The sequence below is a fragment of the Pseudomonadota bacterium genome (assembly GCA_008501635.1).
GTDB lineage: Bacteria > Pseudomonadota > Gammaproteobacteria > QQUJ01 > QQUJ01 > QQUJ01.
The window spans coordinates 76,634-94,170 of sequence record QQUJ01000029.1; the positions used below are offsets into that span (position 1 = coordinate 76,634).

The following is a 17,537-nucleotide window of genomic DNA, read 5'->3' on the forward strand; positions in this document are numbered from 1 at the left end:
GTCTCTTGATCTCTTTCGCAGAGGCGCGAAGCGCGCCACGCAAAAACTCTAAACAATCTTTGCGATCCTGGTGTCTTTGCGAGAGCACCCGTTACAAACCGCTTTTCAGGCTCGCTTCGATGAACTGATCCAGATCACCGTCCAGCACCGCCTGGGTATTGCCCACTTCCACGCCGGTGCGCAGATCCTTGATGCGGGACTGGTCGAGCACGTAGGAGCGAATCTGACTGCCCCAACCGATATCGGCCTTGGTATCTTCCAGCGCCTGTTGCTTCTCCGTGCGTTTTTGCATCTCCGACTCGTAGAGTTTGGCGCGCAGCTGCTTCATGCAGCGATCCTTGTTCTGGTGCTGCGAGCGCTCGCTCTGACACTGCACAACGATACCCGAAGGCGCGTGGGTGACGCGCACAGCCGACTCGGTGCGGTTGACATGCTGTCCACCGGCACCGCTGGCACGGTAGACATCGACGCGCAGATCCGCCGGATTGATCTCGATATCGATGTCGTCGTCCACCTCCGGGGAGACAAACACCGCGGCAAACGAGGTGTGGCGTCGGTTACCCGAATCGAAGGGCGATTTGCGCACCAGTCTGTGAACCCCGATCTCCGTGCGCAGCCAGCCAAATGCATAGTCACCGCTGAAGCTGATCGTCGCGCTCTTGATCCCGGCCACCTCGCCCGGTGAGACCTCGATCAGCTCGGTCTTGAAGCCGTGCCGCTCCCCCCAGCGCAGGTACATGCGCAACAGCATCTCCGCCCAGTCCTGCGCCTCGGTACCGCCAGAGCCCGCCTGGATATCGAGGAAGGCATTGTTGGGATCCATTTCGCCCGAAAACATACGGCGGAATTCCATCTCCGACACCCGTTTCTCATACCCTTCGAGATCACTTTCCACCGAGGCGATGCTCTCCTCATCGTCCTCCTCTGCCGCCATATCCAGCAACTCGCCGGCATCATTGAGTCCGCTGCTCAGTGTTTGCAGGGTCGTGACGATCTCTTCGAGCCGCGAACGTTCGCGGCCCAACTCCTGCGCATGGGCGGGATTGTTCCAGATCTTGGGATCTTCCAGCTCGCGCTCGACCTCGATCAGGCGTTCGCGTTTGAGATCGTAGTCAAAGATACCCCCTCAGGGCCTCTGTGCGCCCTTGCAGGTCCTTGATCTGCTGATAGATGGGGTTGAGCTCGGCCATGCCGTTTTCCGCCTGCTGATAGAGACAAAGCGCGCAATTGTACCGAATTCAGCCAACGCTTTGTATGAACCTGTCTCATCCCGCACAGCGCACGGGGATTTTGAGAGGGGTTCATGTAAGTCACCGACCCGGTGACGCTTCCAGATGATCGACGATCAGTTGTAGGGTACGCCGCCCGCGGTATTCATTGACGTCCAGCCGATAGACCATGCGCACCTGATCGCCGATACGCACCGATTCCGGATCCCGCGCGCGAAACCAGATTGCATCGAGTTCCCTGCCACCGGCACAGGACTGAACCATGAGCTTGAGATGCTGCCCCCCGACGATGCGACGATCGACCACCACGAAGCGCCCATCGAACCGCGGTTCGGGAAAGGCCTGCCCCCACGGTGCCGCCTCACGCAGGCATTGGGCAAAATCGAGGGTCAGATCGGCGGGGGCCACTTCCCCGTCACTCCATACCACGCCCTCCAGTTCGTCCGCGCCCAGATGGCGCCGCACTTCCGCATCGAAGGCGCTGCTGAAGCGATCCAGGTTCTGCGGCAGCAGGGTCAATCCTGCCGCCATGGCATGTCCTCCGAAACGCACCACCAATCCTGGATGCCGGGCCGCAACGGCGTCCAGCGTATCGCGGATATGCACACCCGGTACCGAGCGGGCTGACCCTTTCAGCTCGTCCGCCTCACCTGGGGCAAAGGCAACCACCGGACGATGGAGGCGGTCCTTGACCCGTGAGGCGATGATCCCTACCACACCCTGGTGCCATGCCGGATCGAACAGGCAAAGCCCGAAAGGCAACCCCGAATCGCTCTCCAGATGAAGAGTGCGCAGCGCATCCCACGCCTGCTCCTGCATCGTTTGCTCGATCCCACGGCGTTCGCGATTGAGGGTGTCGAGCCGGGTTGCCGTCTCGAAAGCGGCCTCCGGGGTCGAGCTCAGGAGGCACTCGATGCCCAGTGACATCTCGGTGAGGCGCCCGGCTGCGTTGAGACGCGGGGCCACCGCAAAGCCCAGATCCGACGCCACCAGACCGGCCGGATCGCGGCCTGCCACCGTCAGCAGTGCCCGGATTCCGGCACAACCGTGCCCGGCACGGATACGCCGCAGCCCCTGCTCCACCAGGGCGCGGTTGCAACGGTCCAGGGCGACCACATCGGCAACCGTCCCCAGCGCAACCAGATCGAGCAGCTCCGCCAGATTGGGCTCCGGCACAGCGGCAAAATGCCCCGCCTCGCGCAGCGCCGTGCGCAACGCCATCAGCAGGTAAAACATCACCCCGACTCCCGCCAGATGCTTGGTCGGGAAGCCGCACCCGGGTTGATTGGGATTGACGATGGCGGCTGCGTCCGGCAGCCCGTCCCCCGGCAGGTGATGATCGGTAACGAGCACAGGGATTCCCATTGCCTGAGCCGCCGCCACCCCCTCGATACTGGAGATACCGTTGTCCACGGTAACGATGAGATCGGGATGCTGCCGGGCTGCCACCGCGACGATCTCGGGGCTGAGACCATAACCGTAGCGAAAACGGTCGGGAACCACATAGCTGACCCGTCGCGCCCCCAGCGCGCGCAGCCCCCTGACCGCGACGGCACAGCTGGTGGCGCCGTCGGCATCATAATCGGCGACGATGAGTATATGTCGATCCTGCTCCATCGCTGCGATGAGCAGCGTCACCGCAGCATCGATGCCCTTGAAACAGTGCGGGTCGGGCAAGGTGCCGAGCGCGATATCCAGATCGGCGGCGCTGCGCACGCCGCGCGCGGCAAACACCCGATGCAGGACCGGGTGCAGTTCCGCCGGCAGCTCCAGCGGTACCTCCGGTACGCTGCGACGGCGGATGACGATCCGCACCTGGGGAAGACTCACGCTAGGCCTCCACTTCCAATCGCAGCCGGTTCGGCAATGGTCGCGACCGGCGCCAGAATCGGCGCAGCGCACGGCGGGTCATGCGCCACGCCTGGCCATCACCGCTGTGCAGCACCAGGCTGCGCAATCGGTTGCGCTGCAGCAGATCGGCCAGGTCAGCGAACCACTTCAACTCCAACGATTCCAGCCATGCGCCCCAAACCTCCGGATCACGGGCAGCCCGGGCGTTGTCCAGGTCCAGCCAGATCAGATGCTCGCCCGCAGGCAGACCCTGCGCAAGCCAATCGTCCAAAGACTCACTAGCCACTACGGCACTGACGCCGCCAAGCCGTGCAAGCCCGCGCACGATCGGCGCGGCGGCACAGACACTGCGATAACGAGGCTCTGCCACCCGGGGTGTCTGGCCCCAGCCCCATGGCCAGATGCTGTTGATGGCCGGAAGCCCCTGCTGCTCGCGTTGCTGGTTGACAGGATGTTCAAAGAGCAGCATCTGGATCTCGTTGATTCGCGTACGCCACGCCCGGCCCGCCTCCCCCTCGGGTAACCGACCCTGAGTGTCTCGTCCCGCCACCCGCTCCACCGGGACCGTTGCGAGCGGGGTGGAATTTTTGAGCTTGAGATACCACCGGGTCGGGTGGGGCATCGTCAACTCCCCCCACTCCTCCAGGCAGGATGAAACGGTTGCCGCCAGGGCCGTGGCCTCTGCCCCGGTCAGGGAAAAGTCGGGAGGAGCAAAAAGCAGCAGCTGCGCCATATCGGGACGCAGATGCACGGGATCGATACGCAGCCAGCATCCTGCCCGCTGACCGTTCGTCTCCCCGGCGAGCGCCAGCGCGGCCCACGGCGGTTGCGTGCCCTCGCGCAGTGTCGGCCCAAAGAACGCGAGCGGCGCCTCGAGTGCTGCGGTGGCAAGCGGGCTGCCAAGCCGATCGGCCCGTGCCAGCATGCGTTCCAGGGCAGGTGTCGCGGGAATCAATCCCGCGTGATCGAACCAGGCAGGCAGCGCACGGGAGAGCCGCGGTGCGGCCAGATGCAGATCGTAAGCGTTGTGGTGCTCCACGGGTGCCCGGACAGCCCCCTAGGCGAGATGCCCGAGTATGGCGTCCTTCACCGCACCAAGTTCGGCTCTCACCTTGCGCACCTGATCACCGCTCTGGCGGATGGCGGTATCCGGATCCTTCAGCCCATGGCCGGTCAAGGTGCAGACCACCTGGCTGCCGGCGACGATCTTGCCACTTTGTATGTCGCGCAATGCACCGGCCAGCGAGATCGCCGAGGCGGGTTCGCAAAAAATGCCTTCGCGTTGCGCCAGCAGCTTTTGAGCGGCGAGGATCTCCTCATCGCTGAACTCATCGAACCAGCCGCCCGATTCCTGTTGGGCATTGACCGCCTTGTCCCAGCTCTGTGGATTGCCGATACGGATCGCAGTCGCCACCGTCTCCGGATTCTCCACCGGATGACCGCGCAGAAACGGCGCCGCGCCTGCGGCCTGATAGCCGCACATCGTCGGTCGGCGGGTGACCAGTCCATCGGTGAAGTACTCGGTGTAGCCCATCCAATAGGCGCTGATATTGCCGGCGTTGCCCACCGGCAGGCAGTGATAGTCGGGCGCGCGACCGAGCTGCTCCACGATCTCGAAGGCCGCGGTTTTCTGGCCCTGCAGTCGGTAGGGATTGATCGAGTTGACAATGGTCACCGGCGCCTCACCCGCCACCTCTTTCACCAGCCGCATGCCATCGTCGAAATTGCCTTCGATCTGCAGTACCAGGGCACCGTGCATCATCGCCTGGGCCAGTTTGCCCAGCGCGATCTTGCCCTCCGGAATGAGGACAAAGGCCGTGATCCCCGCACGTGCTGCGTACGCCGCCGCCGCCGCACTGGTATTGCCGGTGGAGGCGCAAATGATGGCGCGGCTGCCCTCATCCACAGCTCGGGTCACCGCCATGGTCATGCCGCGATCCTTGAACGAGCCGGTGGGATTCAGCCCTTCGTACTTGACGTAGATATCCACATCCCGGCCGAGATCACGGGTGATGTTGTTGAGCCGCAGCAGCGGCGTGTTGCCCTCGTTGAGGCTGATGATCCGCGTGTCATCATGCACCGGCAGGCGTTCACGGTATTTGTCGATCAAGCCGAGGTAGCGGCGGCTGGGGGTCATGTAACAGTCCTTTATCAGGCTCGGGCCGAAACTTCAGAAATACAGTCCCGCGCAGGCTTAAAAATGCTCCACGCGTATGCGCATCACCGGGGCAGTGATGCTGTCGAGTGCCTCGATGCGGCGCATCGCCTCGTTCACCGCGCGTTCCTTGACCGGGTGGGTGAGCAGGATTACCGGCACGGAAGTGGCACCCGCCTCCGGCTCTTTCTGCAGAATCGCCTCGATACTGATCTCCAGATCGGCGAGGATGCGGGTCACGTCCGCCAGCACACCGGGTTTGTCGAGGGCCTGCAGGCGCAGGTAATAGGCACACTCCACCTCGTCCATGGAGACGATGGTCATGTCCTGCAACGCATCGGGTTGGAAGGCCAGGTGGGGCACCCGGTTTTCCGGATCGGTCGTCAACGCCCGCACCACATCGACCAGATCCGCAACCACGGCCGATGCGGTCGGCTGGGCCCCCGCACCCGCCCCGTAGTAAAGGGTGGGTCCGACGGCATCGCCTTCGACCAGAACCGCGTTCATCACCCCATCCACGTTGGCGATCAGGCGCCGCCTGGGAATCAGGGTGGGATGAACCCGCAGTTCGACCCCGCCGTTATTGCGCCGGGCGATACCCAGGTGCTTGATGCGGTAGCCGAGTTCCTCCGCATACCCCACGTCGCCTTGCGTGAGCCTGCTGATGCCCTCGGTATAGACCCGATCGAACTGCAGCGGAATGCCGAAGGCGATCGATGCCAGGATCGTCAGTTTGTGCGCGGCATCGATCCCCTCCACATCGAAGGTGGGATCGGCCTCGGCGTAGCCCAACCGCTGGGCCTCGGCCAGCACGTCATCGAACTCACGCCTTTCGTCGCGCATCGCGGTCAGGATGAAATTTCCAGTGCCGTTGATGATTCCCGCGACACCGAGGATTTCGTTGCCGGCGAGCCCCTCGCGAATCGCCTTGATGATCGGAATCCCGCCCGCCACCGCCGCTTCGAAGGCCACCACGACGCCTTTGCTCTGAGCGGCGGCGAAGATCTCGTTGCCATGCAGCGCGATGAGCGCCTTGTTGGCGGTGACCACGTGCTTGCCCTGTTCGATCGCGCGCAGCACCAGATCCTTGGCGGGGTCATAACCGCCGATCAGCTCCACCACCACTTCCACGTCCGGATTGTTGACCACCTCGTAGGGATCGGTGGTTAGCTGGATGTCCTTGCTCCGCTGAAAGCGGCTGCCCTCGATCTCGCGCGCCGCGGCGTGGGCGATGACGATTCCGCGCCCCGCACGTCGGGTGATCTCCTCGGCATTGCGCAGCAATACATCGTAGGTGCCGCCACCGACGGTGCCCAGGCCCAGCAGGCCGATTCTAACCGGATTCACTGGCTTCCTCCACTTGATGCCGTGGCCACCAGACCGTCTTTACGCAACATGTCGCGCACCCCCCGAATCGCCTGCCGGGTGCGATGTTCGTTCTCAATCAACGCGAAGCGCACATGATCGTCGCCGTATTCGCCGAAGCCAATGCCGGGTGAAACCGCCACTTTGGCGTCACGCAGCACCTTCTTGCAAAACTCCAGCGAACCCATCTCGCGGTAGGGTTCCGGGATCGGTGCCCAGACGAACATGGTCGCCTTGGGCTTCTCCATCTCCCAGCCGGCGGCATTAAGACCATCGCACAGCACATCGCGGCGACTCTCGTAGCGCTCGCAGATCTCCTTGACACACTCCTGCGGACCATCCAGCGCCATGATCGAGGCCACCTGGATCGGTGTGAACATGCCGTAGTCCAGATAGGATTTCATGCGCGCCAGCGCCGCCACCAGGGTGGCATTGCCGCACATGAAACCGACGCGCCAGCCGGGCATGCTGTAGCTCTTGGAGAGCGAGAAAAATTCGACAGCAACGTCGCGCGCACCCGGCACCTGGAGGATCGAGGGCGCCACATAGCCGTCGAAGACGATATCGGCGTAGGCGATGTCGTGAACCACCCAGATTTGGTGCTCGCGGGCGATCTCCACCACTTTCTCGAAGAAATCCAGTTCCACGCACTGCGTCGTCGGATTGCCTGGAAAATTGAGCACCAGCATCTTGGGTTTAGGCCAGGAATCCTTGATCGCCTTTTCCAGTTCGACGAAGAAATCGATATCCGGCACCAACGGGACGTGACGAATGTCGGCGCCGGAGATTACGAAACCGTAAGGGTGTATCGGATAGGCGGGATTGGGAACCAGCACCGCATCACCGGGGCCCATGGTGGCCAGGGACAAGTGGGCCAGACCCTCTTTTGAGCCGATGGTGACAATGGCCTCGCGCTCGGGATCGAGATCCACGTTGAACCGGCGTCCGTACCAGTTGGCAATGGCGCGGCGCAGGCGCGGGATACCCTTGGACTGCGAATAGCGATGCGTGTCGTTGCGACGCGCGGCCTCGACCAGCTTTTCGACGATATGGGCGGGGGTGGGCTGATCCGGGTTGCCCATCCCGAAATCGATGATATCCTCCCCGCGCGTACGAGCGGCCGCCTTCAACTCGTTAACGATGTTAAAGACATAGGGCGGTAGCCGCTTAATTCTAGGAAATTCGTCGATCAAGTGCGTAGATCCCCAAAACAAGAAACCCCTCCTGCGGAAGGGTGAACGTTTGCCAAAGTAAAAGCATTGTACGTTACTGGCGGTGCCTTACAGCTGTCAATTGCCAAACCACGGTTTAAAATTAGTGCTCTACAAGGCGAATCGCCTGCTGTTGCAGACCCGGCTCCAAGTTCTGTCACCAAACTTTGGGAATCGTATGAAGCTTAACCTCCACGGGCCCGGCGATCAGTACCACATCCGCGCCTACCGCCCCGGTGCCATCACGGTCAACGACCAGCTCTTCTACCGCAGCCTGGTCATCGGCGGCGGGGAGCTGCTCGCTGACTGGGCACCACAACACATCGGCGAGCTGCAAGCGGAGCATTTGGCGCCCATTCTGGAGATGGCGCCGGAGGTGGTGCTGATCGGCACCGGAGAGCGACTCGTCTTTCCCGATCGGATGCTCACCGCGCCGCTCTACGGGCGCGGCATAGGTGTCGAGATCATGGATACAGGCGCTGCATGCCGCACCTACAATGTCCTGATTTCCGAAGGACGTGCGGTAGTGGCAGCGCTGATCATCGAGGCGGGCCCGCAGCCGGAGCGCTAAAGTCAGATCAGGTTTGCCGTATCCTGGCCAATCTGGTATAGAATCCGTTTTTTTGTTGGGCAGGAGTGTCCCGCATGGCTGCTAAGAAACCAACCGCCGCTACTCCAGATTCGAACGTGGGAGTAATCAAGGACGTCACGCCCTACACCCCGAAAAAGGGTGAGGCGTATATGAATGAGAAGCAGGTGGAGCATTTCCGCCAGATGCTGCTGGCGTGGAAGCGCGAGCTGATGGAAGAGGTCGATCGCACCGTTCATCACATGAAGGACGATGCGGCGAATTTTCCCGATCCCAACGATCGGGCCACCCAGGAATCCGAGTTCAGTCTGGAACTGCGCACCCGTGACCGCGAGCGCAAGCTGATCAAAAAGATCGACGAATCACTGGCCGCTCTCGAAAGCAACGACTACGGCTATTGCGAATCGTGTGGCGTCGAGATCGGCATCCGCCGTCTGGAGGCCCGCCCCACGGCCACGCTGTGTATCGATTGCAAAACACTCGACGAGATTCGCGAAAAACAGATGGGTTGACACCGCGGGTGCCAACCGGCACCCGCAACCCGTTGCTCGCTCATCCCCCCCCTTGGGCAATCGTCGCTAGCGCTCTCAAGCACCCGGTGCCCGCCTGTTTCCGCCACGCCGAACACGGTTTGGTATGTGCATGAGTGGCATCCCGCATTACCGCGGCCGCTTCGCTCCCTCCCCCACCGGGCCGCTGCACTTCGGGTCATTGGTCGCGGCGCTCGGGAGCTATCTGCAGGCGCGAAGCTCAGGAGGAGAATGGCTGGTTCGTATCGAGGACCTCGATCCCCCTCGCGAGATAGCGGGTGCGGCTGACGCCATTCTTTTCACACTCGATCACCTGGGGCTGGAGTGGGACGGGCCGGTCGTGTACCAGAGCACGCGGCAACACCGTTACCGGGAGGCCCTGGATCGGCTCGATACCCTCGGTGTTCTCTACCCCTGCAGCTGCAGCCGCAGCGAAATCGCCGCCCGTGCATCTCCCGGCACTGAAGGCTGGATCTATCCGGGGACGTGTCGCAACCGTACTGCGGTCGGCAAACACCTTGCGCTGAGAACGCGTACGCACAACGATCCCATCGCCTTTATCGACACCATTCAAGGTGAGTACGGTCAGCGCCTGGAGACAGGTGTCGGTGATTTCGTCGTAAAACGGGCCGATGGATTGATCGCTTACCAGCTGGCGGTGGTGGTGGATGACGCCGCGCAGGGCATCACCGAGGTGGTACGTGGCAGCGACCTGCTCAACGCCACTCCACGGCAGCTTTACCTGCAGCAACTGCTCGGATTTCCACCACCGCGCTACGCTCACCTACCCGTCGCCACGAACGATTTGGGGCACAAACTGAGCAAGCAGACCGGTGCCCAGCCTCTGACCCAGGGTGCCGGCAACCGCTATTTGCTGGAGGCACTGACCTTTTTGGGGCAGGCGGTCAGTGACGACCTGCGCTATGCTACCCAAGCTGAGATTCTGCGCTGGGCGGTCGATCACTGGGATCTCCATCGCGTGCCGAGATCAAGCGGCCTGGTGTGGCATCCGCCAGAGGCGTGGTCTCGCTAGATTGCTACTATTTGTAACAACATCTGTTAAGCTTGCGCAATCCGCACAGCCCCGGTGAGCGCATGCAACTCAAACCCGAACCTGGACGACCGCTAACCAGCCTGGTACTGGTCTTTTTGTTCGGGCTCATGATGTACGCCACGCCCTTTCTCACATGGTGGGCGGTCGAAGACAGCCCGTGGTACCTCCCGTATCTCATCTGGTTGGTGATCATCGTATTGGTGGCGATAGCGCAGCTGCGCCGAGGGAGCGATGACATTTGATATCGGGCAACTCTTCCTGGCGGTTGTCGCCTATCTGGCGCTGCTGTTTCTGATCGCTTACGCGGTTGATCGCGGCTGGATCTCAAGCCGGGTCGCCCGCCACCCGCTGACCTATGTACTATCGCTGGGCGTCTACGCCACCTCGTGGTCTTACTACGGCAGCGTGGGATTCGCCCAGGCCCAGGGCTACAATTTCCTGACCATCTATCTGGGCGTGACGCTTGCCTTCGTACTGACGCCTTTCTTGTTGCAGCCCATCCTGCGCCTGACCCGGGATTACCAGCTCAGCTCACTCGCAGACCTGTTCGCCTTTCGTTTTCGCAGCCAGGCTGCCGGTGTACTCGTCACTCTGTTCATGCTCGCAGGAACCCTGCCCTATATCGCGCTGCAGATCCGCGCCGTCACCGAATCGCTGCGCATTCTGACCAAAGAGTCTGCGACGGGTGAACTTGCGCTGGGTTTTTGTCTGATCCTCACCGCTTTTGCCATCCTCTTTGGCGCACGGCATATATCACCCCGTGACAAACACGAGGGCCTGGTGGTGGCCATCGCGTTTGAATCGCTGTTCAAGCTTCTCGCGTTAATGGTGGTGGGTTTGTTCGCGGTCTTCGGGGTATTTGGCGGTTTTGACCAGCTGAACCTCTGGCTGGCCGAGAATCCCGAAGCGCTGGAGGCTTTGTACGAACCTGTAAAGAATGGACCCTGGTCCACCTTCATGGTGCTCTCGTTCGCTGCCGCGTTTCTGCTGCCGCGCCAGTTTCATATGGCGTTCGCCGAGAACATCGACGAGCGCACGCTGCCGATCGCCAGCTGGGGCTTACCCTTCTATCTGCTGCTGCTCAACCTGGCGATCCCGGTCGTGCTGTGGGCTGGAACCGCCCTGGGGCAACCCACCGAACCTGACTACTACGTACTCGGTATCACCCTGAGCAGCGGAAGCGCTCTGCTGCCCACCATGGCTTTTCTTGGGGGGGTTTCCGCCGCCAGCGCGATGATGATCGTCACCACACTCGCCCTGGCCGCTATGTGTCTCAACCACCTGCTGCTCCCGGCGAGCTATCCCGATCCCAAGCTCGACATCTACCGCTGGTTGCTATGGGGCCGGCGCGTGCTGATCGCCGTCATCATCTTTACCGGTTACTTCTTTTCGCTGCTTCTGGAGAAACACCAGGGCCTGGTGCAACTGGGCCTGATCTCCTTTGTGGCGGTGGCTCAGTTCCTTCCCGGGGTTGTCGGCCTGCTCTACTGGCCGCGCGCAACCGCCTGGGGCTTCATCGCCGGTCTGCTGGGGGGTGGATTGGTGTGGGCCGTTACCTTGCTGTTCCCGTTGCTTCAGAGCAGTGGATTCCTGACCTATGACTTCGATGCGCAGACGCTGATGACGGCCGCCGGTCAGGACAAATGGACCTTCGCCACTTTCTGGTCGTTGCTGGTCAATGGCGTGTTGTTTCTTGGCGTGTCACTGATCACCCGCCCTTCGCGCGAGGAGCAGGATGCCGCCAACGCCTGCTGCCGCCATATCCTTGTCCCGGCCAGCGGCGCCCTCACCGCCTTCTCTCCCGACCAGTACCGCGAACAGCTTTCCCGCTACATGGGCGACGTGGCCGCCAACAAGGAGGTGACGCAGGCATTGCGTGATCTGGAGATGGGTAATGAGGAGCGCCGGCCCGCCCAGCTGCGTCGTCTACGGGACAAGATCGAACGCAACCTCTCCGGGCTCGTGGGTCCCCAGATGGCACGGATGTTCGTGGAAAATCCCATCAAGATGAGCAGCCGCGCCCAAAGCGCTCTGGCCGACGGGATGCGGTTCATTGAAGAGCGCGTCGAGGAGTCGCGCATCGAACTGCAGGGTCTGGCGGCCGAGCTCGATGCACTCCGCCGCTATCATCGTCAGATTCTGCAGGACCTGCCGCTTGGCGTCTGCTCCCTGGGTCCCAGCCAGGAGATCGTGGTCTGGAACCTGGCGATGGAACTGCTCTCGGGGATCGAGCGCAACGAGGTGCTGGCCACACCCATCCAGGAACTGCCGCCTCCCTGGGGGCGGCTGTTCAGCGATTTCATCCGCACCAAAGATCGCCACCTCCACAAACAACGCATCACGCTGGAGGGTCGTACCCGATGGCTGAACCTGCATAAGGCGGCCATTGAGGCCCCGCAAAACCGCTACCGCAATGGCCGCGATACAACCGATCGTAGCGGTCTGGTGCTGCTGGTGGAGGATCTCACCGACCTGCAACTGCTGGAAGACGAGCTGATGCATAGCGAGCGCCTGGCCTCTATCGGGCGCCTGGCGGCCGGCGTGGCGCACGAAATCGGCAATCCGGTCACCGGGATCGCCTGCCTCGCACAAAACCTGCGCGATGAGACCGAGTCCGAACAGACCAGAGACCATGTGACGCGCATCCTGGAACAGACCCAACGCATCGGCGACATCGTCCACTCGCTGGTCTCATTCAGTCACGGCGGTATGCCCGATGGCTCGACCAGCACCCGCTTCGACCTGCGCGATTGTATCGACGAAGCCGTCCGCCTGGTGCGCCTGAGCCACGCCGGCAAGCTGGCGGAATTACAAAACAACTGCACACAGGGGTTTGAGATCCTTGGTGATCGCCAGCGCTTGATTCAGGTGTTCGTCAATCTGCTCACCAACGCCTGTGACGCCTCCGCACCCGGCGATCGTGTCACTCTCGAAGCACACCGCGAGGAAGATTGGCTGCGTATCGAGATCACCGACCAGGGATGCGGTATACCGCTGGAGTTGCAGGAGCAGATCTTCGAGCCGTTCTTTACCACCAAGGAACCCGGCAAGGGCACCGGACTGGGCTTGCCGCTGGTCTACAGCATCCTGCAAGACCACGACGGCACCATTCACATCGACAGCGAACCCGGACGTGGCTCCTGCTTCATCATTCGCTTGCCCGCGGGCAGTGTGACAATCCACCCCTCACTGAACAGCCAGGACGGAGCGACCATCCCATGAATCGGATCCTCATCGTCGAGGACGAAAAAGTCATACGCCAGGCACTGCTGCGTCTCCTGGAGCGCAACGGTTATGAAGTGGCCGATGCCGGTTCGGTGGCCGAGGCAGTCGAGAACCACGACCTGACCTCTTTCGATCTCGTCATCGCCGACCTGCGCCTGCCGGGGACGCCGGGCACCGATATCATCGCCCACTGCGAGAACACACCGGTAGTCATCATGACCAGCTACGCCAGCGTGCGCTCCGCCGTGGACTCGATGCAATTGGGTGCCGCCGACTATATCGCCAAACCCTTTGATCACGATGAGATGCTGCTGTTGGTGGAGCGTCTGCTGCAGCAGAATCGAATGGCACGCCAGAATATCGCACTGAAAAGCGATCTCGAGCGCAATTACCCGGTCTCCGGTCTGGTAGGCGAATGCCCGCCCATGAAAGAGGTTTTCAACCGCATCAGTAAAGTCGCGCCAACCGATACCACAGTGCTTATTTTGGGTGAATCGGGTACCGGCAAAGAGCTGGTAGCTCGCGCCCTGCACGAAACCAGCCCCCGCAAGGACGGCCCCATCATCACCGTCAATTGCGCTGCCATCCCAGAAAGTCTGATCGAGTCGGAGCTCTTCGGCCACGAGAAAGGCGCTTTTACCGGTGCCGTAGGCATCCGGCACGGCCTGGTAGAGGCGGCCGACGGGGGTACGTTGTTCCTCGACGAGATCGGCGAGTTGCCGCTGACCGCGCAGGGCCGTTTGCTGCGCGTACTGCAGGAGGGAGAGATCCGGCGTATCGGCTCACCACACGAGCGCAAGGTCGATGTAAGGTTGGTCGCCGCCACGCATCGCGATCTTCAACAGCAGGTGAAGACCGGCGAGTTTCGCGAAGACCTCTATTTTCGCCTGCGTGTCATGGAGATTCACCTGCCGCCGTTGCGCGAGCGCGGCGAAGACGTGGCTCAGCTTGCAGAATTCCTCTTAGAGAAGAGCTGCCGCCGTTTGAATCGGGCTCCGTTGCAGTTTACACCCGCCTCCATGGAGACCCTGCTCAAGTACCCCTGGCCGGGTAATGTGCGGGAGATGGAGAACGCGATCGAGCGCGCCGTCATCCTCTCCGATGGCCACAGCATCACTCCCGAGATGCTCTCGATCGAGCCCGCCCGGCTCCCCGATAAAAACGCCGAGGTGTCCCCAAGTACAGACCTTGATCTTTCCCTGGAAGACTATTTCCGCCGTTTCGTCCTCGAACACCAGGATGAACTCACCGAGACCGCACTCGCCAAACGTCTTGGGATTAGCCGCAAAGCACTTTGGGAAAAGCGGCAGCGCCTGGGAATCCCGCGGAGAAAATAGCAGCCGACCCGACCCCGGCATCTCCCTGAAAACGGCGGTTTGGAGAACTTGATCTGCAGGCCAAAGGGGCCATTGCCAGGCAAACTCGCATCGGAAAAGTGTTACCTATGTTACTTTACGTTACTTTTATTTGTTTCATTTCGTTACATTTTTAGCTTCTCTTGACATCTTTTACATTAATTAACCATTCTATCTCATTGATTATTAGTTATTTAACTTTTCTGCATATTTTTTGCTTGCACTTTGCGCCAAGGGATGATTTGACCACAACAAAATGCTATGGAGGGCAATCACGAGGAGGAGGAATAAATCAACATCGGCTAAATCAGCAGCTGTTCGCAAATAACAATGATCGGCGTTTCATCTCTGCATTATTACTTCAATAAATAAGGAGGAAGGTCGGTGAATTCAGAAACTACTGCTATGAGGGAGGCCCACTGGAATCGGACGCGAAACCTGATGATTATTCATTTGAGCATCTGGTTTGTTTTCGCGTATCTGGTCCATTGGTTTGCACCCCAACTCAACGAAATCAGGTTCATGCACTTTCCCTTGGGATACTACATGGCGGCCCAGGGTTCCCTGTTCGCGTTCGTCATCCAACTGTTCATCTTCGTGAAACAGCAGGACAAGGTCGATCGCGAATGCGGTATGGCTGAAGAAGACTAAGGGGGGGGCGCACAAATGAGCTTTTTCAGAATGCAAGGGGACTTCATCACCAACCTCCCCAAGATCTACGGCTTCTATACCGGGGGCTTCATAGTCTTCATCCTGCTGATGGCAGTGCTGGAGCAGATGGGATTGGGTGCCGACACCATCGGCATACTCTTTGTGGCTTTCACAATTCTCATCTACGCCCTCATCGGGTGGCTGTCGCGAACCATGCAGATCGACGCGTACTACGTCGCCGGCCGACAGGTGCCGCCGGTGTTCAACGGTATGGCGACCGCTGCGGACTGGATGTCCGGTGCTTCATTCGTGGCCATGGCCGGCGGCATCTACATGGGCGGTCACTCCTACCTCGCCTTCGTGGTCGGCTGGACCGGCGGCTACGTGCTGGTCGCGGTGCTGATGGCGCCGTACCTGCGCAAGTTCGGCTGCTACACGGTGCCGGACTTCATCGGTACCCGTTATGGCGGCAACACGGCACGCTTGCTTGCGGTGGTGGTGCTGGTCATCGCATCGTTCACCTATGTGACGGCGCAGATCAACGCTACAGGGACTATCGCCTCGCGCGCGCTGGGCGTTCCGTTCGAGGTGGGTGTCTGGTTCGGGCTGGTGGGAATCCTGATCTGCTCGATGCTGGGCGGCATGCGCGCGGTGACCTGGACCCAGGTGGCGCAGTACATCGTGCTTATCATCGCCTATCTGGTTCCGGTTATCTGGATGTCGAACAAGCAGGGCTTCGGCGTGATTCCGCAGTTCGTCTACGGTGACGCGGTGGCCCGCATCCAGGAACTGGAGCCAATGCTCGGGGTGGGTACGCTGAAACCGGTCGCGGGTGCCGCAACCGGCTTCCCGGGTCTCGTGGCGCTGACCAACCTGCACGCCGAACCCGGTGGTGGGCTGGCAGCCTGGAAGTTCGTGACCCTGGTGGCATGCATGATGCTCGGTACGGCATCGCTGCCGCACATCCTGATGCGCTACTTCACCACGCCTTCCGTGCGTGCAGCGCGTGTCTCGGTGGCCTGGTCGCTGTTCTTCATCACCCTGCTCTACTTCACCGCACCCGCGCTAGCTACCTTCACCAAACTGCAGGTGCTGGATCCCACCCTGGCGACCAGCATCATCGGCAAGGCGATAGCGGATGTGAATGCACTGGAGTGGATCCAGAAGTGGGCAGCGGTCGGAATGTTGGGCATCAACGACGCCAATGGCGACGGCTTGCTGCAGATCAACGAGTTCTTCATGCGCGGCGACATCGTCGTGCTGGCGACACCCGAGATTGCCGGCCTGCCTTACGTCATCTCCGGCCTGGTCGCCGCCGGCGGCCTGGCCGCGGCCATGTCCACGGCCGACGGCCTGCTGCTCGCCATCGCCAATGCCCTGTCCCACGATCTGTACTACAAGATCATCGATCCCAAGGCGGAGACCAGAAAGCGGTTGATCGTCGCCCGCGTCCTGCTGCTCGGAATCGGTGCGGCGGGCGCTGCGGTGGCCAGCTTGAAGCTGACCGGTATCCTCGGTGCGGTGGCCTGGGCCTTCGACTTCGCCATGTCGGGTCTGTTCTTCCCGCTGGTGCTTGGGGTCTGGTGGAAACGGGCCAACCGGCCGGGGGCCATCGCCGGTATGGCGCTGGGTCTTGCTGCAGGGACCTGGTACCTCTACATGGTCCGCTTCGCCGGCATGGAACCGTGGATCGGTATCGATCACCTGCGCTTCGGCATCATCGGTGCCTCGGTGAGTCTGGTGGCCATGGTGGTGGTTTCGTTGATGACCGCAGAGCCTGACAAGGAGACACAGGCGATGGTCGACGAGATCCGCATCCCCAGAGGTGAGACGATCGTCGGTTCGCACCATTAATAACAACTAGTCTGTGTTGTCTTGAGCCGGGGCGAGGTCTACTCGCCCCGGCTTATTTTCGTTATATAAAGTGGCAAATAAGTGTGATTAACCGGGGGGCTCTGAAATGACAGAGGTATTTCCACTGTGGGTACTGGTATTCGATTACCTCATGGGCATGATTATGTGGACGCTGATCGGTCGTTTCGGCATGCGTCTGTTTCTTCCTGAAGAGAGCAAATTCTTCTTCATGCGATTCTTCGTGCGGGTGACCGATCCACTGCTGAAACTGTTCGCACCCATTACGCCCGCGTTCTTGATCCCTCAGATGATTCCGCTCTATGTGGCTTGGTTCTTCTTCATGATTCGCTTCTACCTGATGCCCTGGCTGCTCGGTTATTCAGTCATGGGCATGCTGTCATTCCCCCTCGAGAGTGAAATAGCGCAAGGCGTCAATCACTTGCTCGGGTTGATCCTCAAATAGCCTCA

The 17,537-nt window shown here is 60.9% G+C and carries 15 protein-coding genes; 9 read left to right on the forward strand and 6 right to left on the reverse strand.

All coding sequences use genetic code 11. The annotated features are described in order from the left end of the window. Positions 1-91: 91 nt before the first annotated feature. From prfB to DWQ09_16875, 6 genes are all read right to left on the reverse strand, one after another. A protein-coding gene (prfB, locus tag DWQ09_16850; GenBank protein KAA3626354.1) for a peptide chain release factor 2 occupies positions 92-1,190 on the reverse strand; the annotation gives its coding sequence in 2 pieces (ribosomal slippage) (positions 92-1,114 and positions 1,116-1,190; 1,098 coding nt in all). A 120-nt stretch (positions 1,191-1,310) separates the two neighbouring features. Continuing rightward, complete coding sequence (gene recJ, locus DWQ09_16855; protein ID KAA3626430.1) at positions 1,311-3,038, reverse strand: single-stranded-DNA-specific exonuclease RecJ; 1,728 nt, start codon at positions 3,036-3,038, stop codon at positions 1,311-1,313. A gap of 22 nt (positions 3,039-3,060) precedes the next feature. After that, on the reverse strand, positions 3,061-4,119 hold the full coding sequence (locus tag DWQ09_16860) for a hypothetical protein (protein ID KAA3626355.1): 1,059 nt from the start codon (positions 4,117-4,119) through the stop codon (positions 3,061-3,063). An 18-nt stretch (positions 4,120-4,137) separates the two neighbouring features. Next, complete coding sequence (locus tag DWQ09_16865; GenBank protein KAA3626356.1) at positions 4,138-5,217, reverse strand: threonine synthase; 1,080 nt, start codon at positions 5,215-5,217, stop codon at positions 4,138-4,140. A gap of 57 nt (positions 5,218-5,274) precedes the next feature. Then, positions 5,275-6,582, reverse strand: a complete 1,308-nt coding sequence (locus DWQ09_16870) for a homoserine dehydrogenase (protein KAA3626357.1) — start codon at positions 6,580-6,582, stop codon at positions 5,275-5,277. Beyond that, positions 6,579-7,790: an alanine transaminase gene (locus tag DWQ09_16875; protein ID KAA3626431.1), complete on the reverse strand. Its 1,212-nt coding sequence runs from the start codon at positions 7,788-7,790 to the stop codon at positions 6,579-6,581. The genes DWQ09_16870 and DWQ09_16875 overlap by 4 nt, the downstream gene beginning before the upstream one ends. Before the next feature lie 199 nt (positions 7,791-7,989). On the opposite strand from DWQ09_16875, the gene DWQ09_16880 reads away from it, so the two are divergent. The 9 genes from DWQ09_16880 to DWQ09_16920 all read left to right on the forward strand — a co-directional run bounded on the left by DWQ09_16880 (position 7,990) and on the right by DWQ09_16920 (position 17,532). Continuing rightward, a complete protein-coding gene (locus DWQ09_16880; GenBank protein ID KAA3626358.1) occupies positions 7,990-8,382 on the forward strand; it encodes a hypothetical protein in 393 nt (130 codons plus the stop codon). A gap of 74 nt (positions 8,383-8,456) precedes the next feature. Beyond that, complete coding sequence (dksA, locus tag DWQ09_16885) at positions 8,457-8,912, forward strand: RNA polymerase-binding protein DksA (GenBank protein KAA3626359.1); 456 nt, start codon at positions 8,457-8,459, stop codon at positions 8,910-8,912. Between the two features lie 130 nt (positions 8,913-9,042). Beyond that, entirely contained in the window at positions 9,043-9,963 is a 921-nt protein-coding gene (locus DWQ09_16890) for a tRNA glutamyl-Q(34) synthetase GluQRS (GenBank protein ID KAA3626432.1), read from the forward strand. Between the two features lie 62 nt (positions 9,964-10,025). Continuing rightward, on the forward strand, positions 10,026-10,226 hold the full coding sequence (locus DWQ09_16895) for a UTP--glucose-1-phosphate uridylyltransferase (protein ID KAA3626360.1): 201 nt from the start codon (positions 10,026-10,028) through the stop codon (positions 10,224-10,226). Next, the gene (locus tag DWQ09_16900; protein KAA3626361.1) at positions 10,216-13,206 is read left to right on the forward strand and encodes a GHKL domain-containing protein; all 2,991 of its coding nucleotides are present in this window, start codon (positions 10,216-10,218) and stop codon (positions 13,204-13,206) included. Before DWQ09_16895 ends, DWQ09_16900 begins: the two co-directional genes overlap by 11 nt. After that, positions 13,203-14,546 carry a sigma-54-dependent Fis family transcriptional regulator gene (locus DWQ09_16905; protein KAA3626362.1) on the forward strand — a complete coding sequence of 448 codons (1,344 nt, stop codon included), beginning with the start codon at positions 13,203-13,205 and terminating at the stop codon, positions 14,544-14,546. Before DWQ09_16900 ends, DWQ09_16905 begins: the two co-directional genes overlap by 4 nt. Positions 14,547-14,969: 423 nt before the next feature. Further along, complete coding sequence (locus DWQ09_16910) at positions 14,970-15,215, forward strand: DUF4212 domain-containing protein (protein KAA3626363.1); 246 nt, start codon at positions 14,970-14,972, stop codon at positions 15,213-15,215. 15 nt (positions 15,216-15,230) lie between these two features. Next, positions 15,231-17,069, forward strand: coding sequence for a cation acetate symporter (locus DWQ09_16915; GenBank protein ID KAA3626364.1), 1,839 nt, complete (start codon positions 15,231-15,233; stop codon positions 17,067-17,069). 106 nt (positions 17,070-17,175) lie between these two features. Further along, positions 17,176-17,532 carry a hypothetical protein gene (locus DWQ09_16920; GenBank protein KAA3626365.1) on the forward strand — a complete coding sequence of 119 codons (357 nt, stop codon included), beginning with the start codon at positions 17,176-17,178 and terminating at the stop codon, positions 17,530-17,532. The last annotated feature ends 5 nt before the right edge of the window (positions 17,533-17,537 follow it).

What these genes read in the sequence shown, in the direction of transcription:
- DWQ09_16865 (KAA3626356.1), bottom strand. Translation starts at nt 5,217, where the DNA reads ATGACCCCCAGCCGCCGCTACCTCGGCTTGATCGACAAATACCGTGAA.
- DWQ09_16900 (KAA3626361.1), top strand. Translation starts at nt 10,216, where the DNA reads ATGACATTTGATATCGGGCAACTCTTCCTGGCGGTTGTCGCCTATCTG.
- DWQ09_16880 (KAA3626358.1), top strand. Translation starts at nt 7,990, where the DNA reads ATGAAGCTTAACCTCCACGGGCCCGGCGATCAGTACCACATCCGCGCC.
- DWQ09_16905 (KAA3626362.1), top strand. Translation starts at nt 13,203, where the DNA reads ATGAATCGGATCCTCATCGTCGAGGACGAAAAAGTCATACGCCAGGCA.
- DWQ09_16920 (KAA3626365.1), top strand. Translation starts at nt 17,176, where the DNA reads ATGACAGAGGTATTTCCACTGTGGGTACTGGTATTCGATTACCTCATG.
- DWQ09_16890 (KAA3626432.1), top strand. Translation starts at nt 9,043, where the DNA reads ATGAGTGGCATCCCGCATTACCGCGGCCGCTTCGCTCCCTCCCCCACC.
- dksA (KAA3626359.1), top strand. Translation starts at nt 8,457, where the DNA reads ATGGCTGCTAAGAAACCAACCGCCGCTACTCCAGATTCGAACGTGGGA.
- DWQ09_16910 (KAA3626363.1), top strand. Translation starts at nt 14,970, where the DNA reads ATGAGGGAGGCCCACTGGAATCGGACGCGAAACCTGATGATTATTCAT.
- DWQ09_16915 (KAA3626364.1), top strand. Translation starts at nt 15,231, where the DNA reads ATGAGCTTTTTCAGAATGCAAGGGGACTTCATCACCAACCTCCCCAAG.
- DWQ09_16895 (KAA3626360.1), top strand. Translation starts at nt 10,026, where the DNA reads ATGCAACTCAAACCCGAACCTGGACGACCGCTAACCAGCCTGGTACTG.